The organism is Nocardiopsis xinjiangensis YIM 90004 (assembly GCF_000341145.1).
GTDB lineage: Bacteria > Actinomycetota > Actinomycetes > Streptosporangiales > Streptosporangiaceae > Nocardiopsis > Nocardiopsis xinjiangensis.
Map to the genome: position 1 here is coordinate 43,595 of NZ_ANBE01000050.1, position 24,471 is coordinate 68,065.

A 24,471-nucleotide genomic window follows, 5' to 3' on the forward strand; every position below is an offset into this window, starting at 1 on the left:
TGAACAATTTTTTACAGAACTACGCACCTTTTTTCGCGCGCGGGCGCGGGAGGTGCCGAGGATGATTCAATGTGGCATGCCCAGAACCCCGGGACGCCTGTCATCGACCGTCACGAGCGGCCACATCCTGGAGCTCATCCGCACCGGCACGGCCACCAACCGCTCGGAGATCGCCCGTACCACCGGTCTCTCGCGCCCCTCGGTGGCCCTGCGCGTGGCCGAACTCGTCGACGGCGGCCTCGTCGTCGAGCGCAACGGCGCTCCCTCCGGCGGCGGCCGCCCACCCACGCTCCTGGAGTTCGACGCCGTGTCCGGGCTGATCCTCACCAGCGCCCTGGGGATGGTCCGCAGCCAGGCAGCCGTGTGCGACCTCAACGGGGAAGTACTCGTACGCACCCCCGGCTCCCCCGACATGGAGGGCGGCCCGGACCGCACGCTGCCGTGGCTGCTGGAGACCTGGAACGAACAGCTCGCCTCGCTGGGACGCGGCACCGAGGACGTGCGCGGAATCGGTGTCGGGCTCCCGGGGACCGTGGAGTACCACACCGGACGCGCGGCCGACCGGCCCTTCCTCGGCACGTGGGCGGGGGTGGCTTTGGAGCCGCTGATCGCCGAGCACTTCCCTGTGCCCGTGACCGTGGACAACGACGTCAACGTCATGGCGGTCGGTGAACTCCTGTACGGCGGGCACGGCAGGCCCGACGACATGGTGTTCGTGAAGGTCTCGACCGGGATCGGCGCGGGCCTGGTCTCCGGCGGACGGCTGCTGCGCGGATCCCTCGGAGCGGCCGGCGAGATCGGCCACATCCCCGTGCGCGAAGGTGGCGGGCTCCCCTGCCGCTGCGGCAACACCGACTGTCTGGAGGCCGTCGCCGGCGGGCGCGCGCTGCTGAACGAGGCCGCGGCGCGGGGCAAGGAGGTGGAGGGGCTCAAGGAACTGGCGTCCCTGGCCCTGGACGGGGACCCGGTGTCCGTCACACTCGTACGAGGCGCCGGGCGGCGCCTGGGTGAGGCGCTGGCCGGGGCGGTGAACCTGCTCAACCCCGAGACCATCGTGCTGGGCGGCGATCTGTCGGAGGCCTACGACCACCTCGTCGCCGGGGTACGCGAGGTCGTCTTCCAACAGTGCACCGCGCTGGCCACGCGACAGCTCCGGGTTCTCGCGAGCTCGCTGTGGGACGAGGGCGGTGTGCGCGGATGCGCGGCGATGGTGGCGGAGGAGATCCTGTCGCCGGAAGCGGTCAACGCTTTCCTCGCCGGCGCTTCCTCCCAGGGCACTTGACAACCCTCCCCCGGGTGGCGGATAGTCGCCGATCACCGCGCGCCCCCACCGATCCCCACCCCACGCGCCGCGCGGTTCTCCGCCCGGAAAGGTCTCCTCGTGCTCGACACCGCCGTTCTCACCGCCCTGCTCGTGGGCGCCGGGATCGCCCTGGTCACCAGCGTGGTCGTCACCGCACTCCAGTCACGCCAGATCCGGCGCACCGACACCCGGGCCGTCTCACGCACGTCCGCGCGCAGCCTCATGAGCTCCTTCATCGCCGAACGTGATTCCGACAGTCAGGGCGAGAATTTCCTCAGCGAGGCCGAGATGACGGTCATGGCGATGACCGACCGCAAGACCCGCGACCGGCTGCGCGACCTCATCCGGCTCCTGCGCGAACGCTCCCTGCCCGAGGTCGAGGAGCTCAGCGGCGTCGATTCCGACCGTGCCCGGCGCCTGTTGTGCGACCACGCCCTGGAGGTGCTCGGCGCACACCTGCGTAACGAGCGTCTGCCGGAGGTGTCCTCGACCGTGCAGAAGATGCTCTCCACCGAGGAGGAGGCTCTGCGCATGCGCTCGGGTGAGGCCTCCGACCCGAGCGAGCCCCTCAACAAGAGCTCCGTCACCGCGCGGCCCCGCCACACCGGCGGCAAGAGCAGCGACACGGGCACGGTCCCGCGCCGCAAGAACTCCGCCAAGACCTCCGGGAAGAGCTCCGCCAAGACCTCGGCCAAGGCCCCCGCCGCCGAGTCCCGGACGGAGAAGAGCGCCTTCTGGGACGACGACGAGTAGTCCCTGGCCGACCCGCACCTCAGCCGCCCTCCTCCGAGGATTTTTGTGGCCCCGAGCGGCAGCATGTCGCTTGATGGACGAAAAATCGGGCATACGTAGGTCGGTAAGCGTCCGAGCGGCCGAGGGATCGTGGGCGGGGCAATCGCGGTCGGTGCCCACCCGAGGACGCGGTCGACGACGACTTCGCCTAGGATCACCACGCGTGGGTGTCGGCATCCTCGTCCTGGTTCCGCCCTCGATCCCCCGCTCTGTTCCAGGTCGCTCACCCCGCCCATCCCCCGCTCTCCCCCGCACGGCCCCTGACCCTGCCGGGCGGCGACGCGGTCCTCGACCCGCCCGTCGTCCGGGACCACCGAGATTGCACGATGGCCGCTGACGACACCCCCATCAATGACCCCGGCCCGGACGGCGAGACAGACCACGGCCCGTCCGGACACCACGACCATTCCTCTCCCGCACCGCCCCACTCCGAAGGTGCTCCCGCCGCGGAGGACGCTCCCGCCACGGAGGACACCCCCGAAGCCACCGCGGAAGGCGGCGCCGACTCCACCCCACCCGACACCGAAGCCACCCCCGCCACAGAAGACGCTCCCGCCACGGAGGACACCCCCGAAGCCACCGCGAAGGACGGCTCGGGCAAGAAACCGAAGCGGCGCCGGTGGCGAAAGGTGCTCCTGTGGACCGCCGCCTCACTCGTCCTGGCCATGGTCGCCTTCGTCGGCGGCGCCTATGCCTACTACCAGTCGCTCCGTTCCGACATGGACCAGCACGACATCGACTCGGTCCTGGTCGAGGAGGATCGCCCCGACAAGCTCGACGACACCGTCAACGTCCTCTTCATCGGCTCCGACGGCTACGAGGAGGACAGCCCCGCCTACTCCTCGGAATTCGAGGGCGAACGCTCCGACTCGTTGATGCTGGCGCACATCTCCCCCGACGGCCGCGCTTCGGTGGTGAGCTTCCCGCGCGACTCACTGGTCCAGCTCCCGGAGTGCGAGCCCTACGGCGAGACCGAAGGCACGTCCTCGTACCGCGGCATGCTCAACGCGGCGATGTACCACGGCGGACCGCCGTGTGTGGTGCACTCGATCGAGACGCTGACCGGGATCCGCATCGACCACTTCGCGCACCTGAGCTTCGCGAGTTTCCGCGACGTCGTCGACGCCATCGGGGGCGTGGAGATGTGCATCCCCGAACCGATGGAGGACGAACGGTCCGGGCTGGACATCGACGAAGGCGAACAGGTCCTGGACGGGGAGACGGCCCTGTCGTTCGTGCGCGCGCGTTACGAGATCGGCGACGGCGGCGACATCGGACGCATCGACCGGCAACAGATGTTCCTGGCCGCGCTCGCCGAACAGGTGGTGAGCAACGAGGTGCTCACGAGCCCGCGGAAGATGAACGGGCTGGCCGGCGCGATCGCCGAACACAGCGCCACCGACCAGGAACTCACCCTCGACCGCATGGTCTCGATCGCGTTCACCCTCTCCGATGTCGACCTGTCCGACATCGAGTTCCACACCGTCCCCTGGTTCCAGGCGCCGTACGACCCCAACCGGGTCGTCTGGAACGAGGAAGAGGCCGAGAAGCTCTTCACCGCGGTGCGTGAGGGCAAGCCGTTGCCGGAGCTCATGGCGGCCGACGACGCCTCGGTCCCGCAGGAGCCGCCGGGCACCGAACCGAGCGAGGCGGCCTCTCCGGACCCTTCGGTGGAGCCCTCGGATTCGCCGTCCGCTCTCCCCGGCGAGGGCCGGGACGCCACCTCCGACCCGTGCGAGGACGGCCTCGGTCTCGGCACCGCGGAGGAGAGCGGATAACGCGTGCCCGGGGACGGGCACAGCGACGGGGGCGGGCCCGCGCTGGGCCCGCCCCCGCTTTCACGCCCGGGCGGCGGGGATCTGCTCACCCGCCGTCGTCCGCACCGGGAACCCCCACAGTTCGACCGGTGCCACCTCGACAGTGGGCCCCGCGCACCGCCCGGACGCGGGTGCGCCCGCCACGACCTGCGGGCACACGTTCCGGGATGGCTCAGGCCAGGTCGACCGGCAGCATGTCGGTGACCGGGTCGGTGTTCAGCCCGGTGCCGGTCAGGTCCCCCAGGCCGGACATGGGCAGTGTCTCGGTGTCGAAGGTGGGCTCGCCCAGCTCGGGCAGCCCGTCCAGTCCGACGAGGTCCTCGTTGGTCTGTGTCTGGTCGGCCATCGGGAGGCTCTCCTCGATACCGAGGAGAGGTGCGACCCCACCGGTCAGGTCGGCGTTCTCGCCGGGGTCGATGCTGACGGGGCCGTCCCCGTCACTCATCGGCACGCTCTGGACACCGGCGATGTGCCCCAGGTCGGCTGCGGTGTCGCCGGCGATGTCGGCGACGTGGTCGACGGTCCCCGCGGCACCGCCGTCGGCGCCGCCGTCGGCCAGCGGCAGGGTCTGCTCGTCCAGCTCCAACGGGCCGACGGAGGTGGAGTTGTCGGTTCCGGTGTCCACGGGGGTGCCCGCGGAGATGTTGTCCAGGGCGGGACCGTTGCCGGAACCGGACTGGTGCTGCAACCCGGGGTCGGCGGCGACCTCGCCCGGGTCGACGTCGAGGACGCCGTCCAGCGCCGAGGTCACACCGCCCAGCTCGTTCAGGGGCGCGGTGTTCTCGAGGGTGTCGGCCCCGGCGACGCTCGCACCGAGGGCGACGAAGCCCGCGGTTCCGGCGGTCAGCAGCAGGGTCCGGGCGGTGTGGAACATAGGGGTCCTTCCGATCGAAGTAGGGATGTGCGCTCTGTGCGTTCGGTCCTGGGTCGGTCGCACCTCGGACCGACGTGAACCCCGTCGGCCGGTGGTGGTCCGGCGAGGCTCACGACAGTCCCCAGAGGGTGCGGGCACGAAGGCCCGGAGGCTGGGAGAAGAGGCCCGAAAAGGACTGCGCGGAGATCGGAAGGGCGCGCTAGTCGGGCGAGAAGGTGGCCTCGTCCGCGAGAACGGCGGGCACGGAACGCAACACGTGCCAGGCGGCCTGGAGCTCGCCCGGGGCGGGCGCGGGTGCACCGGCCGCGGAGAGGTAACCGGGTGCTGCCCCGTGCGCGGGTGCGGTGGGGGCGGACGGGGAAGGCAGGGTGCCGCCGCCGTTGCCGGAACCGGCGGCGGGTGTGGCGTCGCCGGTGTCGGTGCCCTCGTCGACGGATTCGGCGACGGATTCGGCGACGGATTCGGCCCCGGCAGCGGCCGGGGCGCGCTCGGGCGCGGTGACGGTCTCCCCGACCGGGGACGGGCTCTCGGCGGGAGCGGCCTCACGGGTCCGGGGCGTGCTCCCGTCCCCCTCCTGCCCGGTCTCCTCCTCGACCGCGGCCCCGTCCTGGCGTGCGGGGCCGCCCTGGGCCTCGGACACGTTCTCGACCACCGTGTGCACGTCGTCGTGCACGTACTGGGTGACCTCGTCCAAGGCGGGGACCTCCGGTGCACCGGTGTCCGCGGGCAGGTGGCCGGAGGTCTCCTCCACGACCTGTGTGGCGCGCTCGCCGACGTCGGTGACGGTGCCGGCGAGGGGCTCCTGCAACTCGGGCACGTCGACGGAGACCTGCTGCTGCAGCCCCTCGCCGACTCCGGTCAGGATGTCGGGGCCGCCTGCGGGACGTTCCTCGGCCTGTGCCGGTGCTGCGGCCAGCCACACGGCGGCCAGGGCGGTCAGGAGGAGACCGCCGAGCACCAGGGCCCGCCGGACCGGGTCGGAGAACACGGCGGCGCCGGCGCGGGGTGCGCCGGGGATGCCGTGGTGTCCGATCACCGGAAACGTCCTTTCGGGGAGAGGTCGGATGCGCGGTACACCGGCGCACCGACACTTGAAGCGAGAAGTAAATCACTCTCTGCTGTCGATCCACGCCGACGTTAGCACGGCCCCTCCGCCGCCTTTCCCTTTTCCCGAGAATTCGGCGGCGGAAATCCGCGCGCCACCATCGGCCGTTTCCCCTGATCAGGACAGAGAAGCCAAATCATCCGAAAGATCGAAATTCAACCCATCGATGCCCCAGCACCCACCGCCTCCGGCCACGTGCCTACGGTGACCGCACCGTCGACCCCGTAGAGCGGCGTAGACTCGTCCTCCGGCACCTCGGCCATCGATCGCACGACCGACCGCCCGAAGCCGCACACGACACCGGATCACCACATGGGGGGCCGCGCCGACAACCCGATTCGGCCGATACCCATATCGCCCGCACGAAGCGGCGTCAGCATGCAATACCCAGCAGAGCACGACCATTCCGGCACACGTCATGCCAAGAGTGACGGGGGCACTGGCCGGATGGGCTCGAGAGCCGATAGCTTCGATCACCGCGCCCAAGGGAAACACACCCTGCCAACAGAGTCCCGGCCACCGGCTCTGCGGAGGTTGACCGACACATGCCCGAACTCCCCGAGAGCCACACCGGCCTTTCCGGACCCCAGCCCTCCACCGATCTGGGTGATCTGCTCACCGGGGTCCACTCGCAGCTGGCCACCGACATCACCCCCGAAGGGCGTGTCCACTCCCTGTTGCAGGCGGTCCTGACCATCGGGGCCGACCTCGATCTGGCCACCGTTCTGCGCCGCCTCACCGAGGCCGCCGCCGGGCTCACCGGCGCACGCTACGCCGGTCTCGGCGTGCTCGACGAGAACGGCGCGTTCAGCGAGTTCATCCCCGTGGGCGTGTCCGAACAACGGGCCGAGCTGATCAACCGTTTCCCGCACGGCAACGGCGTCCTCGGCAGGCCCCAGCGCGACCAGCTCCCGCTGCGCCTGTCCGACCTGCGCGACCACCCCGATTTCGGCGGGTTCCCGACCGGCCACCCGCACATGATCAGCTTCCTCGGCGTGCCCATCCAGGTCCGGGACGAGGTCTTCGGCAACCTCTACCTCACCGACAAGACCGACGGTGAGGAGTTCGACGCCGAGGACGAGTCGATGGTCACGGCGCTGGCCACCGCCGCCGGTGTCGCGATCGAGAACGCCCGCCTGTACGAGGAGACACGGCTGCGCGAGCGCTGGCTGGCCGCCTCCACCGAGATCACCACCCGGCTCCTGTCGGGGGCCGACAGCAAAGAGGTCCTCGAGTTCATGGCGGCGCAGAGCCGGGAGATCGGCGGCGCCGACACCGTCGTGGTCCTGCTTCCGGACCGCCACGCCCGCGGCCACCTGTTCGCCGAGATCGCCGACGGCCCCGTGGCCCAGGAGATCCTCGGTACCCCCGTGGAGATCCAGCAGTCCCTGTGCGGGTGGGTGTACGAGAACGGCGAGGCGCGCACGATCCCCGACCTGCGCGAGGCCAACTGCCCGATGCTCGCCCACCGGGGCTACGGGCCGGGGCTGATGATCCCGCTCGGCACCCCCGGCAACACCAGGGGTGTACTCCTGCTCGGCAAGCTCTCCGACCATGCACCCTTCACCTCCACCACCAGCCGGATGATGCATTCCTTCTCCGTGCAGGCGGGGGTGGCACTGGAGCTGGCCGAGGCACGCCGCGACACCGAACGCCTCGTGGTCCTGGAGGAGCGCGACCGCATCGCCAAGGACCTGCACGACGTCGTCATCCAACGCCTGTTCGCGTCGGCGATGACCCTCATGAGCACGATGCGGCTCACCACCTCGCCCGAGGCCGAGGAGCGGATGCAGCGCACCATAGACGAGCTGGACGGCACGATCCGCGAGATCCGTTCCACGATCTTCGCGCTGCAGAACCCGCCGAACCGCAAGGACACCTCGCTGCGCGGGCGCATCCTCGAGCTGTCGGAGAACACCGCCAACAGCCTGGGGTGCCATCCCGGGGTCAGCCTGGACGGGCCCATCGATGCCTCCGTGCCCGACGAGACCGGCGAGCAACTGCTCGCGGTGCTGGGCGAGAGCCTCACCAACGTGGCCAGGCACGCACGCGCCACCGAGGTGCACGTGTCGGTGGGCGTGGAGGAACCCGGCGTCCCGAGCCGGCCCACCACCCTGACGCTCACCGTCACCGACGACGGCATCGGCCTGAGCGAGGGCGGGCGCCGCAGCGGTCTGCGCAACCTCGACGAACGGGCCCGCTCGCTGGGCGGGGACTTCTCCGCCCAGCGCGGGGAGCAGGGCGGCACGATCCTGGTGTGGCGGGTTCCGGTCCCCGACGACGGCAGAGACCACACCGAGGGTTTCTGAGGCAGGGCCGGGGCACGTCCGGAAGGACTCAGTAGCGGCGTCCCCGCAGTTCGGCGACGAGCACGGCCGCCTGGGTTCGCCGCTTGAGGTCGAGCTTGGACAACAGCGCCGACACGTAGTTCTTCACGGTCTTCTCCGCCAGATACAGGCGTTCGCCGATCTGGCGGTTGGTCATGCCCTCGCCGATGAGGTCGAGGATCTGCCGCTCCTGCGGGGTGAGCTCGGCCAGCGGATCGGGCCCGGCCTGCCCGCCGCGCAAACGCTCCATCATCGCCCCGGTGCTGCCGGAGTCGAGCAGCGAACCCCCGGAGGCGACGGTACGCACGGCCCCGACGAGGTCGGCGCCGTGGATCTGCTTGAGCACGTATCCGGCGGCGCCTGCCATGACGGCGTCGTAGAGGGCGTCCTCGTCGGCGAACGAGGTGAGCATGAGGCAGGCGATCTCGGGATGGCCGGAACGGATGTCACGGCAGACCTGCACACCGGACCCGCCGGGCAGGCGCACGTCGAGGACGGCCACGTCGGGCACCACGACGGGGATACGCGACAGGGCCTGTTCGGCGGTCCCGGCCTCGCCCACGACCGTCATGTCGTCCTCGGTCTCCAGCAGGGCCGCCACGCCTCGGCGCACGACCTCGTGATCGTCCACGAGGAAGACCCTGATCTGCTTCCCAGCACCGCCCGTCATCGGACCATCCTTAACCCCGGGGACTGCGCGTGGCGCACACCGCGCCCAGGAGAACGGTAATACGTGAAGTGCCCGGTGTGCGGGCCCGAAGGACGTTCCGGTCCCGGTCGAAAGTCCTGGATGCGGGCATTACGCACACGAAACAACAGTCATGCCCGCATCAGGACACTCAGGAACGTGATGAGGCCGTGACCTGTCCACGCACGTCCGTCAGCGCCCTCACGGACGGCGGTCGGCCCAGGGGCGCGCGAGCTCGAAGGCCCGGCAGGCCGCCAGGACCCGGCCGTCGGAGTGGCGCGGACCGACCACCTGCAGGCCGATCGGCAGCCCGGCCTCGCTGAACCCGCACGGCACACTCGCGGCCGGCTGCTGGGTCATGTTGAACGGGTAGCTGAACCCCGCCCAGGAGGTCCAGCGCTGCCCGGCCAACCGCGGCGGGGACTCCACCCCGGCCTCGAAGGCGGTCATCGGCATCGCCGGGGTGAGCAGCAGGTCATAGGTGGTGTGGAACAGGCCCATGCGCTTGCCCATGTCCATACGGGTGGCCATCGCAGTGAGGTAGTCCTGCGCCGAGAAGGACAGGCCCTCCTCGACGATCTCCCGCAGTCCCGGGTCGAGCAGGTCCCGCTGCCGGCCGTCGAGATGTTCGGTGGCCTTGGCGGCGCCACTGTTCCACAGGACCTCGAAGTCGCGGCGGCACTCGGGCAGGCCCGGCTCGGCCTCCTCCACGTGCGCGCCCAACGCCTCGAACACGGTGACGGCGTCGGCCACCACACGCGCCACCTCCGGGTCCACGGAGTTGCCGCCGAGTGTGGGGCTGTAGGCGATGCGCATGCCGCGCACCAGTGCCTCGGGATCACGGTGCAGCCGCACGTCGCCCAGGCCGGGCGCCGGGGTGGGCATGGCCATCCAGTCGCGCGGGTCGAACCCGGTGACGGCCTCCAGCATCAGGGCCAGGTCACCGACCGTGCGGGTCATCGGACCGGTGTGCGCGAGGGAACCGAAGGGGCTGGCCGGGTAGTGCGGAACCAGCCCCCACGTGGGCTTGATCCCGCAGACGCCGGTGAAGCTCGCGGGGATACGGATCGACCCGCCGCCGTCGGTACCGGTGGCCAGCGGCCCCATACCGGCGGCGACCGCGGCGGCCGCTCCCCCGCTGGACCCGCCCGGGGTGGTCGACAGGTCCCACGGGTTCCGGGTCACACCGGTGAGCGGGCTGTCGGTGACACCCTTCCACGCGATCTCGGGGGTGGTGGTCTTGCCGACGAAGACCGCCCCGTGCTCGCGCAGCCGCGCCGTGACCGGGGAGTCCTCCTCCCACGGTCCGTCCTGCGGGGTGTTGAGCGACCCCTTCAGGGTGGGCCAGCCCTTGGTCAGGTGGATGTCCTTGACCGCGGTCGGCACCCCGTCGAGCAGCCCCTCGGGGGCGCCGCGCCGCCAGCGTTCGGCGGAGGCGCGGGGCGCCCCNCGGCGGCCTCCACCGGGGAGAGCGCCCCGGTGGCGTAGCCGTGCAGCAGTTGCTCGGCGGAGAGATCGGCCGGAGCGCCGCTGTGCGCATCGCGCGCTCGGGGGACACCCGCCCGGCCCGCGGCGCCGTCGTCCGGGCCGACGCCCGCGGTCTCGGTCCCGGTCCCGGCCCGGTCGGAACGGATCGTCACTTCAGCCTCCCAGTGTCACACCGCGGTTCGCAGATCAGCCGGGGACGTAGCCCCGGTCCTTGTCGACGACATGGAGCAGTTCGCGCCCGTCCAGGTAGCGGGCGAGATTGTCCAGGAAGAGGTCGACGAGTTCGTCGCGCCAGCCGACCACGTCACCCGACATGTGCGGCGAGACGACGGAGCCCGGCAAGCCCCACAGGGGGTTGATCGCCTTGAGGGGCTCGCGTTCGAACACGTCCAGGGCGGATCCGGCGATGGCGCCGCTCTCGAGCGCCGCGACGAGGTCGCTCTGGACGACGATGGGGCCGCGTGCCACGTTGATGAGGCGCGCGGTGGGTCTCATGAGGTCGAGGAAACGCCGGTCGACGAGGCCGTGGGTGGAGTCGGTGAGCGGCGCGGCGATGACGACGTAGTCGGCCTCGGGAAGTTCCCGGTGCAGGGTGGGGCCGCCGTCGCGGCCGCGCTCGTCGAGGGTGGACTCGGCGACGGTCCCGAAGTCGGGGTCCCCTTCGCGGGCGTGGCTGCCCGAGGCGTGCACCTGCATACCGACGGCGGCGAGCTTGCGTCCGATGTGGCGGCCGATGGGGCCGGTACCCACGACGAGGGCGCGCTTGCCGCTCACCCGTTCGGTCTCGCGGTGTTTCCAGAGGTGCTCGTGTTGAAGGTCCCAGGTGTGGTGGAACCCCTTGGCGAAGGCGATGACCTGCCCGAGCACGTACTCGGCGATGGGTTCGTCGAAGATCCCGCGGGAGTTGGTCACCACCACGTCGCTCTCGACGAGGGCGGGGAACATCAGGTTGTCGACACCTGTTGTCGCAGCGTGCACCCAGCGCAAGGAGTCGGCCTTGCCGAAGGCCGAGGCCAGCGCCTCGGAGAACAGGTCCCATACCAGCAGCGCGTCCGCGCCGGGGAGTTTGGCCTCGAGGTCGTCTGCGGTCGCGTAGACCACCTCGCCCAGGCGCGGTTCGCCGTCGATGCGTTCGCGTCGGGGCGGGGGTTCCTCACCGGTGAGCACGAGAAGCCGGGGATGGTTCGGGGCGGACGGGGCGAAACTGTTCACGGGCGTGCACTCCGGTCGTGACTGATACGGCCTGCGGGTGAGATCGGTCGCCCTGCACGATGAACGCTAGGGAGCCACCAACGGATTGTCAACAATCCACAAAAGGGCTTTTCCAGGGGAAACCGGGCTCTTCGAGCCTGCTCTCGGCGAGGCCATACCCGTGCATCCGGCCCTCTATTGCCGCGCTCCGGGCAGCGATCGTAAGATTGTTGACAATAAGTGTCATATATGCTTCGCACCCGCTCCCAACAGCACAAACGCTACAAAACACCCGATCCGAAGGGACGCCCGACGTTGCCCCGATACATGACGATCACCCTCGAGAAGCGGGGGGTCTCCTGCGTGGCCGAGCTGCTCGACGAGGACGCCCCGCGCACGTGTGAGGCCGTCTGGAACGCGCTGCCCCAGGGTGAGGCGGTGCAGCACGCCAAGTACGCGCGCAACGAGGTCTACACGATGGTCCCGCGCTTCGCGGAGACCGAGCCGGGCCAGGAGAACCCGACCATCACGCCCATCCCCGGCGACATCGTCTACTTCTGCTTCGACGGCGGCATGCTCGACCGCTCGTTCAAGGAGGACAAGAACATCGACCATCTGCCAGGGGTGATCGATCTGGCTCTCTTCTACGGACGCAACAACCTGCTCATCAACGGCGACGTGGGCTGGGTGCCCGGCAACGTCTTCGCGACCGTCGTCGAGAACCTGCCCGCCATGGCCGAGGCCTGCAACGACGTCTGGCGCTCCGGCAGCGTCGGCGAGCGCCTGCTCTACGAGCGCCTCGACCGGTGATCCACGAATTCCGGCCGGGACACGAACCTCACCGGGCCGCACACGCACTACACACACGACATGCTCCGGGAGGTGAGTGACCAATGCGGATCGATCGAAACGAAACGGACACCAGCGCCGAAGCGCAGGTCGTCGAGCTGGCAGCGAGCCGGACGACGCCTTGGCAGGCAGGCGTGGGTGTCATCGCCCCCTACGACTTCGCCCTGGACCGCGAGCTGTGGCGGTGGACGCCCGACGACGTCTCACTGCACATCACGCGGCTGCCCTACGTCCACGTACCGGTGACGGTCGACCAGGCCGCGGCCCTGAACCGGGCGGAGCAGGTGGACCCGGCGGTCCGTGCCCTGCTCGCCCCGGAACCGCGCGCCATCGGCTATGCCTGCGCCTCGGGCAGTTTCGTGCACGGGGCCGAGGGCGAGAACGCCCTGCACCACACGATGATCGAAGCGGGCGCACCGCACGCCGTCACCACCTCCGGGGCACTGGTCAGGGCCCTGGACGCCATGGACCTCGGCCGGATCGCGGTGGTGACCCCCTACGTGGACAGCGTCACCGACCGGCTCCTGGCCTACCTCGGCGAACACGACGTCGAGGTGACCTCCAGCATCGGCCTCGGCCTGCTCAGCCACATCTGGCAGGTCACCTACTCCGAGGTCTCGCACGCCGTGCACGCCGTGGACCACCCCGACGCCGAGGCGGTCTACATCAGCTGCACCAACGTGCTCACCTACGACATCATCGCGCCGCTCGAACGCGAGCTCGGCAAACCCGTCCTGGCCGCCAACCAGGTGACCATGTGGGCCCTGTTGGCCGACGCCGACCGCCAGGCGGTCGCCCACGAGCAGAGCCTGGTGGACGCGACCGCGCCGAGCCGAGTGTGAACGGTCCCGACCCGAAGGAGAACGAGTGACCCGCGTCGGATTCCTCTACCCGGGCCACAGCGCCCAGGACGACTACAAGGCCTTCGCCGAACTGCTCGGCAGCGGTGTCGAGCTCCCGGTGGTGCACACCCTCATGCGTGAGGACGCCCACCGGGTGGACGCACTCCTGGACGTCGGCGGCCCCGACGTCCTCGCCGAGGGCGCCGGTGAACTCGCCCGCATGGACGTGGACGCAGCGGTGTGGGCCTGCACCAGCGGCAGTTTCGTGTTCGGTTGGGACGGTGCCCGCGACCAGGTCGCAGGGGTGGGCGCGCACGCGAGGGCGCCGGCCTCCAGCACCTCGTTCGCGTTCGTGCACGCCCTGCGCCAACTGCGCGTGCAGACCGTGGCGATCGCCGCGACCTACCCCGACGACGTCTCCGCGAAGTTCGTGGAGTTCCTGGGCGCGGCCGGGGTGAACGTGGTGTCGCTGGCCAGCCACGGGGTACCCACCGCCGCCGAGGTCGGTGTGCTCGACCCGGACGAGGTCGTCGACTTCGTCCTCCGCAACGACCACGCCGAGGCGCAGGCCGTCCTGGTGCCCGACACCGCCCTGCACAGCGCCGCACTGGTCGACACGTTGGAGACCCTCCTCGGCAAGACCGTGCTCACCGCCAACCAGGTGAGTGTGTGGGAGGGTCTGCGGCTGGCCGGGGTCACCGACACCGGCCAGGGACCCGGATCGCTCTTCCGCTCCGGTACCGGCCTGGTCGACACGTCCCTGCACACCCGCTGACCCCGTTCCGGCACCGGGTGCGGGCCGGCCGGCCCGCACCCGGTGCCGGCGGGCGGCGATCCGCCCACACACGGACGAAGGCCCGAAGAACATGCCATAACCTCAACGTCACGCCGAGCCCGACCGTCGCCCTCAGGAAGGAAAACGGCCCATGTCCGACTCAGGGGAACTCAGACCCGTGCCCCGACGCTCCACCGCCGAGCTCATCGCCGACCAGCTCAGGTCAGCGATCATGTACGGCTCCCTCTCCCCCGGCGACCAGCTGGGCGAGGCGGACCTGGCCGGACGGCTGGGGGTGAGCCGCGGGCCGCTGCGCGAGGCGATGCAGCGGCTGGTGCAGGAGGGGCTGCTGCACAGTGAACGCCATCGGGGGCTGTTCGTCCGCGAACTCACCCCGGACGACGTACGCGACGTCTACACCGCCCGGCTCGCCGTGGAACGCACCGCGTGCGAGATCATCATGCGGGGCAACCGGGGCGAGGCCGTGGCCCGCCTGACCCCTGCGCTGGAGCGCCTGACCGAAGCCGCTCAGAGCAACGACCGCGACCTCATGAGCGACGCCGACCAGGCCTTCCACCAGACTCTGGTCAGCTGCGCGGGCAACAGCCGGCTGGAGCGTATGGCCCAGACGCTGCTCGTGGAGACCCGCATGTGCCTGACGGTGATGCAGGAGACCTACCCGGAGCCCGACGAGCTCCTGCAGGAACACCGCCGCATCCTCGACGCGATCGTCGACGGTGCGGAGGGTCGGCTGCTGGAACTCATCGAGGAGCACATGACCGACACCGTGGAGCGGATCAACGCCGAGCGGCCCACGAAGGCCTCCCCCGAGGACTGACAGGGCGACCGCCCGCAGGAGCACCCCCTGTACGGCATGCAGCATCCGGTCTCGTCACACAGTGCGAGGAATTCAGCCGAATGTGTTGCATGCGCACGGGCGAGCCGTGTTAGCTTCGGTTCTGGACAGAACAGGCCTTCGTTTTCGGTCCTGTTTTAACCGGACGCACCACCCTTCTGCGCCCGGATCCGCCATCCCCTCCCGGCATCGTCCCCCGCTCCCCGGTGGAAGGACCCTCTCGTGTTCGCAGCCCAAGGCCACCACGGCGCTCCCGGCGCCCGTGCGGCCGTGCTGTCGGACGGGATGCCGGCTACCGTGCGGCGCGCCCTCGTCCTGCTCGGTCTGCTGGCCGGGGCCCTGACCGCCTCGTGGCTGCTGGGGACCGCCTCCGCACAGGCCGAGGCGGTCGACCTCACCGGCGGTGCCGAGGAGCAGGTGAACGGGACGGTCGGCGCCGAGGCCCCGGAAACGCCCGGCACCGAAGAGATCGGCGACACTGCCGACGAGGCCGTCGACACCGCCGAGACGGTCTCCCCCGAGGTTCCCGAATCCGGAACCGACGTGGTCGGCCAGGTGCAGGAGACCGTCGACGGCGCCACTGACGAGGTGGACGAGCGGGTCCAGGACACCGTCCCGGCCACCGAACCCGACCAGGAACCCGAGAGCGGCACCGAAGCACCCGCGTCCGAGGACGCGGAGAGCGGCCGAGGCGCCGGCGAGGGTACCGAACACGCGGAGGACGGGACCGGTTACCAGGCCCCGCGCCCGATCGCCGACATCGCGGACACGGCCGAGCGCGACGACCTCTTCCACCGGACCGACGCCGTCGGCGAGACCGCGCCCGAGCGGTCCGTCCCCGCCGACGACACCGCGGCCCACGCCGCCACCGGCACCACCTCGGCGACCGGTGGCTCCAACGCCGGCGCCGTGACGGGTTTCCTGCCTTCCACGGCCGCACCGGCCCCGGCCCCCGGCCCCGAACAGGCCGTCCTGGCCGTCCTGCGCGCGGTTCCCACCGCCGACGCGGACGAGCCCACCGTCGCACCCGACTGACGGTTCTCCTCATCGAGCGCCCCTGATCAGCGCTCCACTCCCCGCGCCTGAGCGCGCCCTCGCCCACAGCGGCCCCTTCCCAGCCCCGGCCCGCACCACGACGGTCTCGTGATGTCCCGGACGCTCTGGGGGTTGACGTGAGCCCCGCACCGAGGAGAACCCCTTCCCGACGGCGGAGTTCAGGTCAGTCGCAAGGCCTACGAGGTCGAGGACTGAAACCCCGGTCGGCGTGCCCGTGCCGCCTATTTCCGTCCACGTGCACGGTCACGCCGTCCGACCCCGAAGAACAGCCATCGGTATCCGGAAGGATCCACATGTTCCACATCGCCCGTACCTCAGCCCGCACCATGCTGCTCGCAGCCGGAACCGCCGGCTTCGTCGCCCTCGGCAGCGGGTTCGCGTCGGCCGGTTCCCTCCCGAACGCCACGGGCGTGATCAACAGCAGCACCGCGGGTCAGGTGCCCGGCGCCGGGAACGTCCTCAACCCCGCAGGCCAGGTGCCCGACGTCGGCACCACGCTCCCGGCCACCGACCTGCCCGGTACCGGAAACGTCTTCGCCCCGGGCGTGCCGGAGCGGACCGTGACCTCCGAGGTCGACGGGCTGCTGCCCGAGTCCGACGCGGCGGAGGTCCCCGAGCCGGCCTCCCTCGCAGAGATCGCCGAGATCGAGGGCGTCGAGGGTCTGGCTCTGGGCAGCATCGACCGTCTGGGGCACGCCGCACCGGAGACCCCCGTTCCCGGCGGAGCGGTGCCGCAGGTCGACACCGGCTCCTACACCTACGCTGCCGAGGCCGCCACGGTCCCCGCACGTGCCTACGCGGACGAGAACGTCGACCCCGAGGAGATCGTCCGGACCGTCGAGCACACCTCCGTTCCGGTGCTGTTCGTGGTCCACGACGCCCGTACCGACGTCGACGCCCTCGCCGGCGAGGTGAGTGCGGCCGCCGGCGGCGCGCTCTCCGACGTGGGCCCGGACGAGAGCGGTGTCGAGCACATCGCCCTGGGTTCCGCCGACGACCTGGCCGGCGGTGTTCCCGCCGACCTGGAGGTCCTCGAGACTGCCGACCTGCCCGACGTGACCGACCTGCCCGACGGCGACGTGGCCGACACCGAGGCGGCCGAGAGCCTGCCCGAGACGGGTGAGACGGCCGAGGAGCTGCCGCAGGTCGACGAGGCCGGCACCGAAGCGCTGCCCGAGGCCCCGGCCGTGGACGGCGCCGAGGACACCGTCGGGGAGGTCACCGCCGGTACCGGGGACCTGCCCACGGACGCCGTGGAGACCGAGCTCGACGACGTGACCGACGGCGTCGACACCGACGCCGTGGACACCGAACTGGTCGACGACCTGCTCTGATCCACCCGTCCTCCCATGGACGTGCGTCCCGGCTCTGGGGTGACCGGGGCGCACCCCGGGGCCGGCCTCGGGCGGCACCCCCGACCGATCATGCGCCGAGGGACAGTGGGGACTCGACGGCGCACACGGGTGGAACCGGTTCGGTCGGGGCCGTGGCGGCCCCGGACAGCGGCGGCCCCGGAAGGCATCGATGCCGCGGACTGCGGATCGACCGTCCTTCCGGGGCCGTCCTACCTGGTCAGGGACGCGACAGCACGGCGGGATCAGACCCCGCCGACCCCCACGTACTTGTACTCGAGGAACTCGTCGATACCGACGTCGCCGCCCTCACGGCCCAGACCGGACTGCTTGATGCCGCCGAACGGGGCCGCAGGGTTGGAGACCACACCCTGGTTGAGGCCGACCATTCCGGCCTCCAGCGCCTCGCTCACCCGGAAGGCCCGGTTGAGGTCGGTGGTGTAGACGTAACTGACCAGCCCGTACTCGGTGTCGTTGGCGAGGCGGAGCGCCTCCTCCTCGGTCTCGAAGGAGGACACCGGAGCGACGGGGCCGAAGATCTCGGTGTCGGACATCTCCGCGTCGTGGGGCACACCGGAGAGCACCGTCGGCTGGTAGAAGTGCCCGGCGCTGCTCCCTCGGCCCCCGCCCACGAGCACACGCGCGCCCTTGCCCACCGCGTCGTCGACCAGCGACTGCACCTTGTCGCGGGCCTTCTCGTCGATGAGCGGACCCACGTCGACGCCTTCCTCCACGCCGCGGCCGACCCGGAGCTCGCCCATGCGGCGGCTGAGGCGGTCGGCGAACTCCTCGGCCACCCCGGACTGGACGTAGATGCGGTTGGCTGCGGTGCAGGCCTCGCCGATGTTGCGCATCTTCGCGAGCATCGCCCCGTCGACGGCGGCGTCCATGTCGGCGTCGTCGAAGACCAGGAACGGTGCGTTGCCGCCCAGCTCCAAGGATGTGCGCAGGACGTGCTCCGAGCTCTGTTCCAGGAGCTTGCGCCCCACCCCGGTGGACCCGGTGAAGGACAGCTTGCGGATCCGTCCGTCGCGCAGCAGCGGCTCGGTGAGACCGCCGGCGTTGGTCGTGGGCAGCACGCTCAGCACACCCTCGGGCAGGCCGGCCTCTCGGAGGATGCCGGCGAGGGCGAGGGCGCACAGGGGTGTCTGCTGGGCAGGCTTGAGGATCATGGTGCAGCCGGCCGCGATCGCCGGGCCGATCTTGCGGGTGCCCATGGCCATGGGGAAGTTCCACGGGGTGATGAGCACCGAGGGGCCGACGGGCTGGCGCATGATGAGGAAACGCGACTGGCCGTTGGGGGCCGTGGCGAACCCGCCCTCGATGCGGACCGCCTCCTCCGAGAACCAGCGGAAGAAGTCCGCCGCGTAGGCGATCTCGCCCTTGGCCTCGCTCAGCGGCTTGCCCATCTCCAGGGTCATGAGGGTCGCCAGCTCCTCCTGGCGTTCCATGAGCAGCTCGTAGCCCTTGCGCAGGATCTCGCCCCGCTCACGGGGGGCCACCTTCCCCCAGGAGGGCTGGGCGTTGTGGGCGGCGGCGAGGGCGGCCAGTCCGTCGACGTCGGTGGCATCGGAGATCTCGCAGAGCGCGGTACCCGTCGAAGGGTCCTCGACCTCGAAGGTCCCGCCCGCGGCCGCTTCCTGCCACGCACCACCGATGAAGAGCTTCTTCTCCACCTGTGCGACGACTCGTTCTTCCAGATCCGACATGTTCCTTCTTCCGGTCGAGGGGACCGACCAGCACGGTCGGCCTGTGGTCAGAACTGCCCGACGTGAGCCCACTGGACACCGCCACGCCTGGGATGCTTCCATAGCACCGTCGATTGTCAACAATCCTACGTAAAACCCGAACACGGAATCGAGGCCACCGATGGCGGAGCTCTCCCCGGTTCTCAAGCAGGCGACCCCCGTGCTCGCCGCACGAGGCGAGGGTGTGCACATCTACGACGAGGACGGCCGCCGCTTTCTCGACTTCACGGCGGGAATCGGCGTCACCAGCACCGGCCATTGCCACCCCAAGGTGGTCGCGGCCGCCCAGGAGCAGGTCGGAACTCTCATCCACGGCCAGTACACCACCGTGATGCACCGTCCGCTGCTCCGGCTCACCGAACGGCTCGGTGAGGTCCTGCCCGAGGGCCTGGACCAGCTCTTCTACGTCAACTCCGGCAGTGAGGCCGTCGAGGCCGCCCTGCGCCTGGCCCGCCAGGCCACCGGCCGCCAGAACGCGATCGTGTTCACCGGTTCCTTCCACGGGCGCACCATGGGCGCCGCCTCCCTCACCACGTCCGGCACCAAGATCCGGGCCGGCATCGGCCCGCTGATGCCCGGTGTCGTCGTCACCCCCTTCCCCCACGCCTACCGTCTCGGGATGACGGAGGCCGAAGCCGTCGCCCACGCCCTCCGTGAGTTCGACCACCAGCTCGCCACCACGACCGCCCCCAAGGAGACCGCCGCGGTCTTCATCGAGCCGGTGCTCGGCGAGGGCGGGTACGTGCCGGCGCCCGACGCGTTCATGCAGGGGCTGCGCGAGCGCGCCGACCAGCACGGGTTCCTCCTGGTCGCCGACGAGGTGCAGACCGGATTCGGACGCACCGGGACCTTCTGGGGCCACGAGCACTCCGGGGTCCGCCCCGACATCGTCATCACCGCCAAGGGCCTGGCCAGCGGGTTCCCCCTCTCGGCGATCGCCGCGCCGGCCTCGATCATGGAGAAGGCCTGGCCCGGCTCGCAGGGCGGCACCTACGGCGGCAACGCGGTCGCGTGCGCCGCCGCACTGGCCACCCTCGACGTGATCCAGGAGGAGAACCTGGTCGCCAACGTCGCCGCCCAGGGCGAGCGGCTGCACCAGGGCCTGGAGAAGATCGGCTCCGCCCACCCCGCGATCGGCGACGTACGCGGCCGCGGCCTGATGTTGGCCAGCGAGTTCGTCACCGCCGACGGTGCGCCCGACGGTGCCACCGCGGCACGTGCGCAGCAGGCCGCCGCGCAGAACGGCCTGCTGCTTCTGACCTGCGGACCGCACGGCAACGTCGTCCGGATGATCCCGCCGCTGATCGTCAACGGCGAGCAGGTCGACAGCGCCTTGGAGCTGTGGGCCGCCTCCGTCGAGGAGGCGACCTCCGCCTGACCCCCGGGGCCCGGGGCGGAGGGCTCCGACCCGGGCCGCTTCCACCGTGTACGAGGCACCCCGGTGAGTGCGGTACCGTCGAAGGAGACGGCGTTCCACGCACGTCACGGGCTTCGCGAACATGGTCCGGTTCACACCGGAACGTGGCACGGAAGCACTCCGAGACTCTGATAGAGTCGAGGACGTTGCCGGGGAGAGCACAGCTCGACCGGGACAACACAACAGAATCTGCACTCGTAGCTCAATGGATAGAGCATCTGACTACGGATCAGAAGGTTGGGGGTTCGAGTCCTCCCGAGTGCACCACCATGAGACAGTGGCAGAACGGCCCCGAGCAGCGGAAACGCAGCCCGGGGCCGTTCTGTGCGCAGTCTGTTCGCATGCCCGGTCACCGTGTGAGAGCAAAGTCGCCTCCGCACCATCACCACCCTGACCTGCGCTTCGCCCGGAAGAACCACGTGGGAGCCAACGCGTCAGAAGGCGGGCCATGTCCCGCGACGCGATCGCTCCCGTGGATTCCCTCCTGAAGCTCTGTCTCTGAAGAGCGGAGTCCCCGACCTTTCGGCATTCGCGCCCCGCGGGCGTACCGAGGCCGGTACGCCCGCATTGGGGCACCCCCTACAGCTCACGCTTCGGTCGGGCCACCAAGGCGATCCAGGATGCGCCGGGTGTGGGCCTTCAGTGCGGGGACGGTCCGTTCGGCCACCTCACCAGCACCCGGGACAGAACCGGTCAACCCTTCCAGGGCGTCCTCGAACGCCTTCGGGAACGTCTCGGCCAACGTCGCCACACGTTCCATGAGGAGTTCCGGATCCAGGCCAAGGACCGCGGCCGCCTTTCCCAGCTGGTGGCGCCTGATCCGTGATGCGATGCGCTCACCACCGATGGACAGGGCCACCGAACGTTCGACCGTCCGAGCTTCGTAGACCAGGCCCGTGGCCAGGTCGTACAGCGGAGCCACACGCGTCAGCCCCGGTGCGCGCAGGAGAGAGATGTTCTTCGCGTGCCCGTCGGGAGCACCGGCCACCAGATTGATGATCACAAAGTCCGCGAGGGCGAGCCGGTCGTCGAGCAGACCGGTCGATTCGCGAGTGATGACCCGCATCATGTCCATCAGCCCCGGACCGTTGCGGGACTCGTGCTTGTGCGCGGGCATGCGCCCGCACGCTTGCGCGAAGTCCTCCTGGTGCGTGCGTAGGACGCGACCGGCTTCCAGGGACCGGTCGAAGCGGTCGATCACGATGGCCCACTGGTCATCGAACCGGGTGAAGGTGCTTCGGGCGACGACCACGCCCACGGCCGACGCCGCCTCCATGGTGACGTGCTCGACCAGGGCTTGGTGGTGCAGCTGTTTGATCCCCGGCTTGACGATGTGGGTGGTGGCGGCGCTGCCGTGGGCTGTGTGCCAGCGCCCGTCGATCCTCGCGAGTGCGAACTTCTCCTGCTGCCCACCCAACGACCAGTGTTCACCAGGCATCGTCCAGGACGGCTGGTCGTCAGCGAGTGCGCGGATCCGCTCTGCGATCTCGGTTTCGCTGACCGGTTGGTGTTCGCCGCCGCGTGTTCGAAGCTCCTCCAAGTCCTCCTCGCGACAGAACTGGGCGGCTCCCGGGCAGTCCCAGCCCATCGCCGCGAGGATGCCGAAGGCATCGTCCACGGCGACCCCGAGTTGGTCGGACCACGCGGTGCGGGCGTCCTCGTTCTCGGGAAGCAGCCCGAACAGGTACGGTTTGACTCTTTTCGCTGGGTGGGCGCCCTTCTGAATGGGGAGCTTCGCCGACAGCGCCACCCCACCGCTCCGCACGTACTCGGCCGTGTAGGAGAACGTGGGATCGTCACCGGAGGTCTCGCGATCCAGGTGCCCCACGACCTGGCCTGACAGCAGGACGACCAGGCGCTCAGTCATCGCCGTTGTCCCTGTTGCCGGTGACCGGTAGACCCCAGGAAGCCCGACGCGCCTGTGAGGTCGCGCGCAGACCCGTGCTGATTCCATCCGGTGGGTCCTGGTGGGTTGTCGTCTCCTCTGCGGGCACCGCGCGGGCCTCGTCCGGACGCGGCTGTGTCTGTCTCCGCGCATCGGCGTTCGGTCGCAGGGCGAGAGTGAGGTCCAGAGCGGCCAGCAGGCGGAGCAGGGGCTCCAGTTCGGCGCCGCGGTGGCCGGCCTCGACGCGGGCCAGCCAGGAACGGGCGACATTGGCCTGGGCGGCCAGAGCCGCTTGGCTGAGGCCCTTGGAGAGCCGGATGTCGCGGACCAGGCCACCGAGCTTCGACCACCCTGTCAGGGTGAATTCTTCCGACATCCCACCTTCTCCGTCCTCGTTCGAGGACATCCTAGTCCCGTCCTCGTTCGAGGACAAACGAAAATCGTCCTCGTTCAAGGACAGCACGCCAAACTGGCCTCGGCAGCCACATCGGCGTCGCGCAGCGGGGCGCACTGCCACCGAGGGAGGCGGTAAGCAGATGCCGGAGCCAGCGAAGGGGAAGAGCGCCGAAGGTCTGCTTGGGGGACCGTTCGCGGCGGCGTGGAACATACGTGGAACGGTGCGACACCGAGGCACCGCCAAATGGGCTCTGGCCTGCGGATATTCATCCGCTCACTACGGATCAGAAGGTTGGGGGTTCGAATCCTCCCGAGTGCACCACTTTGAGACAGTGAAGAGAAAGCCGGTCCCGGACACCACACGGGCCCGGCTTTCTTTTTTGTGTAGGCCCTGTTCGGGCCAGGTCGGCGCCATGCTCCGAACCCTGGACTCCACTGCGTGTGCTGGTGCCGCGCATAGGCCGCACACAACGAACCGCCCAGCCCACGGCCTGTGCTGATGGGCGAGGCGGTCTCCCTGCGTTCAGGGCATCTCGATGACCAGAGGGCCTTCCAAGGACCCGATGTCCTCGATCTCGACGCTGTCGATCTCGGTGCCCTCCGGAACGTCCACCACCGCGGTCCCCGAAACCTCGTTACCGGGGTTGATCTGCTCCAAGAACAGCGAGTCCTCCGCCAACGTCGTGGTGGATGAGTGGCGGTTCCCGTCGTCCTCGATGAGGTAGACACCCGACTCGTCGAACGTGGTCGCTTCCTCTCCTATGTTCTCGACCGTGAGCGAGACGAGCTTGAACTCGCCCTGGGCCTCCTCTGTGGAGAACTCGTCACCGTAGGTGGTTGACGTCTCGATGTCGTCGACCGTGACTTCCCACTGCCCGACCGTGCCGGGTTCGCCCATGCCGACCGTTTCCTCGGCCTCACCGGTTCCGCCCTCGGAGCCCTCACCGGGGTCCGCCCCGGAAGTCTCCTCGGGGCTCCCCGAGGACACCACAGCCACACACGCGACGCCGAGTACGAGCACCAGCAGGGCGGACACACCGCAACCCAGCAACACCCATGGCCAAGCTTTCCTCTTCTGCGGCGGCTGCTGCCATCCCTGGGGCGGCTGCTGCCATCCCTGGGACGGATACGGGCCTCCCTGTTGCGGCTCCTGGCCGCTCGGGTCCTGTGGGTACATAGGGCACCACTCCCGATAAGAAACCCACACCAGATCGAATCCGTCCCCTGCCTCAAGCGTCACCCCCTTTACTGAGAAGGGAAGGAAATGCAGGGCAAAGAGTCCCCGAAATACCCACCAGCAGATCGCTGATCGGGGGATTCTGGGGTTTCGGTACCGAGGGTATGGGGCGTGGGTGGGGCCTGTTGGATCAGTGCAGGTGGGTGGTGGGTCGGGATCCTGTGGCTGGTGTGGGGTGGTGTTCGTCGGAGCGTCGAGCTTAGCCCGGCCGGGGCTTCCCGCAACCCGCTTCGGCGCCACCCCCACTCCTGTCCCTGGGTGGGGATGGTGACGGCGTTGTGGTGGGTCGGGGTGGGGCGCCTCGGGGTGTGCGGTCCACCCCTTGACGCCGGGCTGTTCCGCTCTCGCCGCCGAACACCCACCGGCCGCTGCCCCCTCATCCGCCGAAGAAGCGGGGGTCCCAACTACCAAACCCCCTGTGGTGGCCACATTGCGACCAACGCTTGCGGCGTGTGCGTGGTGGTTCGCTCCTG

The 24,471-nt window shown here is 70.0% G+C and carries 19 protein-coding genes, 1 tRNA gene and 1 pseudogene; 12 read left to right on the forward strand and 9 right to left on the reverse strand.

Annotated elements, in window-relative coordinates; translation table 11 throughout:
* Nucleotides 1–76: 76 nt before the first annotated feature.
* From D473_RS0121380 to D473_RS0121390, 3 genes are all read left to right on the forward strand, one after another.
* On the forward strand, nucleotides 77–1,282 hold the full coding sequence (locus tag D473_RS0121380; RefSeq protein WP_017611082.1) for an ROK family transcriptional regulator: 1,206 nt from the start codon (nucleotides 77–79) through the stop codon (nucleotides 1,280–1,282).
* 99 nt (nucleotides 1,283–1,381) lie between these two features.
* Entirely contained in the window at nucleotides 1,382–2,056 is a 675-nt protein-coding gene (locus tag D473_RS0121385) for a hypothetical protein (protein WP_017611083.1), read from the forward strand.
* Between the two features lie 365 nt (nucleotides 2,057–2,421).
* On the forward strand, nucleotides 2,422–3,873 hold the full coding sequence (locus tag D473_RS0121390; protein WP_017611084.1) for an LCP family protein: 1,452 nt from the start codon (nucleotides 2,422–2,424) through the stop codon (nucleotides 3,871–3,873).
* A gap of 211 nt (nucleotides 3,874–4,084) precedes the next feature.
* On the opposite strand, the gene D473_RS0121395 is transcribed toward D473_RS0121390, so the two are convergent.
* Both D473_RS0121395 and D473_RS0121400 read right to left on the reverse strand, forming a co-directional pair.
* Nucleotides 4,085–4,786: a hypothetical protein gene (locus tag D473_RS0121395; RefSeq protein ID WP_017611085.1), complete on the reverse strand. Its 702-nt coding sequence runs from the start codon at nucleotides 4,784–4,786 to the stop codon at nucleotides 4,085–4,087.
* 199 nt (nucleotides 4,787–4,985) lie between these two features.
* Nucleotides 4,986–5,822, reverse strand: a complete 837-nt coding sequence (locus D473_RS0121400) for a RodZ family helix-turn-helix domain-containing protein (protein ID WP_017611086.1) — start codon at nucleotides 5,820–5,822, stop codon at nucleotides 4,986–4,988.
* Nucleotides 5,823–6,436: 614 nt separating this feature from the next.
* Between D473_RS0121400 and D473_RS0121405 the strand changes: the two genes are divergently transcribed.
* Nucleotides 6,437–8,200 (forward strand): sensor histidine kinase, encoded by a 1,764-nt coding sequence (locus tag D473_RS0121405; protein WP_017611087.1) that lies wholly within the window; start codon nucleotides 6,437–6,439, stop codon nucleotides 8,198–8,200.
* A gap of 28 nt (nucleotides 8,201–8,228) precedes the next feature.
* Here the strand turns inward: D473_RS0121405 and D473_RS0121410 are convergent, their stop codons facing one another.
* The 3 genes and pseudogenes from D473_RS0121410 to D473_RS0121420 all read right to left on the reverse strand — a co-directional run bounded on the left by D473_RS0121410 (nucleotide 8,229) and on the right by D473_RS0121420 (nucleotide 11,606).
* Complete coding sequence (locus D473_RS0121410) at nucleotides 8,229–8,888, reverse strand: response regulator (protein ID WP_017611088.1); 660 nt, start codon at nucleotides 8,886–8,888, stop codon at nucleotides 8,229–8,231.
* A 219-nt stretch (nucleotides 8,889–9,107) separates the two neighbouring features.
* Nucleotides 9,108–10,546, reverse strand: a pseudogene (locus D473_RS25885) (amidase).
* Nucleotides 10,547–10,580: 34 nt separating this feature from the next.
* Nucleotides 10,581–11,606: a D-2-hydroxyacid dehydrogenase gene (locus D473_RS0121420; RefSeq protein ID WP_017611090.1), complete on the reverse strand. Its 1,026-nt coding sequence runs from the start codon at nucleotides 11,604–11,606 to the stop codon at nucleotides 10,581–10,583.
* 306 nt (nucleotides 11,607–11,912) lie between these two features.
* Here D473_RS0121420 and D473_RS0121425 point away from each other — a divergent pair, with 306 nt between their 5' ends.
* The 6 genes from D473_RS0121425 (at nucleotide 11,913) to D473_RS0121450 (ending at nucleotide 17,297) form a co-directional block, all read left to right on the forward strand.
* Nucleotides 11,913–12,395 (forward strand): DUF3830 family protein, encoded by a 483-nt coding sequence (locus D473_RS0121425; RefSeq protein WP_017611091.1) that lies wholly within the window; start codon nucleotides 11,913–11,915, stop codon nucleotides 12,393–12,395.
* Between the two features lie 83 nt (nucleotides 12,396–12,478).
* A complete protein-coding gene (locus D473_RS0121430) occupies nucleotides 12,479–13,276 on the forward strand; it encodes a maleate cis-trans isomerase family protein (RefSeq protein WP_017611092.1) in 798 nt (265 codons plus the stop codon).
* 25 nt (nucleotides 13,277–13,301) lie between these two features.
* The gene (locus D473_RS0121435) at nucleotides 13,302–14,051 is read left to right on the forward strand and encodes a maleate cis-trans isomerase family protein (protein WP_017611093.1); all 750 of its coding nucleotides are present in this window, start codon (nucleotides 13,302–13,304) and stop codon (nucleotides 14,049–14,051) included.
* 151 nt (nucleotides 14,052–14,202) lie between these two features.
* Nucleotides 14,203–14,889: a GntR family transcriptional regulator gene (locus D473_RS0121440; RefSeq protein ID WP_017611094.1), complete on the forward strand. Its 687-nt coding sequence runs from the start codon at nucleotides 14,203–14,205 to the stop codon at nucleotides 14,887–14,889.
* A gap of 240 nt (nucleotides 14,890–15,129) precedes the next feature.
* Complete coding sequence (locus D473_RS0121445) at nucleotides 15,130–15,942, forward strand: hypothetical protein (protein ID WP_017611095.1); 813 nt, start codon at nucleotides 15,130–15,132, stop codon at nucleotides 15,940–15,942.
* 314 nt (nucleotides 15,943–16,256) lie between these two features.
* Nucleotides 16,257–17,297 carry a hypothetical protein gene (locus tag D473_RS0121450; protein ID WP_017611096.1) on the forward strand — a complete coding sequence of 347 codons (1,041 nt, stop codon included), beginning with the start codon at nucleotides 16,257–16,259 and terminating at the stop codon, nucleotides 17,295–17,297.
* 263 nt (nucleotides 17,298–17,560) lie between these two features.
* Here D473_RS0121450 and D473_RS0121455 read toward each other — a convergent pair whose 3' ends face one another.
* Nucleotides 17,561–19,024: an NAD-dependent succinate-semialdehyde dehydrogenase gene (locus tag D473_RS0121455; protein WP_017611097.1), complete on the reverse strand. Its 1,464-nt coding sequence runs from the start codon at nucleotides 19,022–19,024 to the stop codon at nucleotides 17,561–17,563.
* A gap of 160 nt (nucleotides 19,025–19,184) precedes the next feature.
* Between D473_RS0121455 and D473_RS0121460 the strand changes: the two genes are divergently transcribed.
* Both D473_RS0121460 and D473_RS0121465 read left to right on the forward strand, forming a co-directional pair.
* The gene (locus tag D473_RS0121460) at nucleotides 19,185–20,441 is read left to right on the forward strand and encodes an aspartate aminotransferase family protein (RefSeq protein WP_017611098.1); all 1,257 of its coding nucleotides are present in this window, start codon (nucleotides 19,185–19,187) and stop codon (nucleotides 20,439–20,441) included.
* A gap of 230 nt (nucleotides 20,442–20,671) precedes the next feature.
* Nucleotides 20,672–20,747: transfer RNA gene (locus tag D473_RS0121465), tRNA-Arg, on the forward strand.
* Nucleotides 20,748–21,066: 319 nt separating this feature from the next.
* Here D473_RS0121465 and D473_RS0121470 read toward each other — a convergent pair.
* The 3 genes from D473_RS0121470 to D473_RS0121480 form a co-directional block, all read right to left on the reverse strand.
* Complete coding sequence (locus D473_RS0121470; RefSeq protein ID WP_017611099.1) at nucleotides 21,067–22,347, reverse strand: HipA domain-containing protein; 1,281 nt, start codon at nucleotides 22,345–22,347, stop codon at nucleotides 21,067–21,069.
* Nucleotides 22,340–22,771, reverse strand: coding sequence for a helix-turn-helix domain-containing protein (locus D473_RS0121475; RefSeq protein ID WP_017611100.1), 432 nt, complete (start codon nucleotides 22,769–22,771; stop codon nucleotides 22,340–22,342). The genes D473_RS0121470 and D473_RS0121475 overlap by 8 nt, the downstream gene beginning before the upstream one ends.
* A 513-nt stretch (nucleotides 22,772–23,284) precedes the next feature.
* On the reverse strand, nucleotides 23,285–23,797 hold the full coding sequence (locus D473_RS0121480) for a DUF4352 domain-containing protein (RefSeq protein WP_241474848.1): 513 nt from the start codon (nucleotides 23,795–23,797) through the stop codon (nucleotides 23,285–23,287).
* Nucleotides 23,798–24,471 lie beyond the last annotated feature (674 nt).

Bases quoted from the DNA above. Each gene is read 5' to 3' on its own strand.
- D473_RS0121380 (WP_017611082.1), top strand. From the start codon at position 77: ATGCCCAGAACCCCGGGACGCCTGTCATCGACCGTCACGAGCGGCCAC.
- D473_RS0121390 (WP_017611084.1), top strand. From the start codon at position 2,422: ATGGCCGCTGACGACACCCCCATCAATGACCCCGGCCCGGACGGCGAG.
- D473_RS0121395 (WP_017611085.1), bottom strand. From the start codon at position 4,786: ATGTTCCACACCGCCCGGACCCTGCTGCTGACCGCCGGAACCGCGGGC.
- D473_RS0121405 (WP_017611087.1), top strand. From the start codon at position 6,437: ATGCCCGAACTCCCCGAGAGCCACACCGGCCTTTCCGGACCCCAGCCC.
- D473_RS0121410 (WP_017611088.1), bottom strand. From the start codon at position 8,888: ATGACGGGCGGTGCTGGGAAGCAGATCAGGGTCTTCCTCGTGGACGAT.
- D473_RS0121425 (WP_017611091.1), top strand. From the start codon at position 11,913: ATGACGATCACCCTCGAGAAGCGGGGGGTCTCCTGCGTGGCCGAGCTG.
- D473_RS0121430 (WP_017611092.1), top strand. From the start codon at position 12,479: ATGCGGATCGATCGAAACGAAACGGACACCAGCGCCGAAGCGCAGGTC.
- D473_RS0121440 (WP_017611094.1), top strand. From the start codon at position 14,203: ATGTCCGACTCAGGGGAACTCAGACCCGTGCCCCGACGCTCCACCGCC.
- D473_RS0121450 (WP_017611096.1), top strand. From the start codon at position 16,257: ATGTTCCACATCGCCCGTACCTCAGCCCGCACCATGCTGCTCGCAGCC.
- D473_RS0121455 (WP_017611097.1), bottom strand. From the start codon at position 19,024: ATGTCGGATCTGGAAGAACGAGTCGTCGCACAGGTGGAGAAGAAGCTC.
- D473_RS0121460 (WP_017611098.1), top strand. From the start codon at position 19,185: ATGGCGGAGCTCTCCCCGGTTCTCAAGCAGGCGACCCCCGTGCTCGCC.
- D473_RS0121470 (WP_017611099.1), bottom strand. From the start codon at position 22,347: ATGACTGAGCGCCTGGTCGTCCTGCTGTCAGGCCAGGTCGTGGGGCAC.
- D473_RS0121475 (WP_017611100.1), bottom strand. From the start codon at position 22,771: ATGTCCTCGAACGAGGACGGAGAAGGTGGGATGTCGGAAGAATTCACC.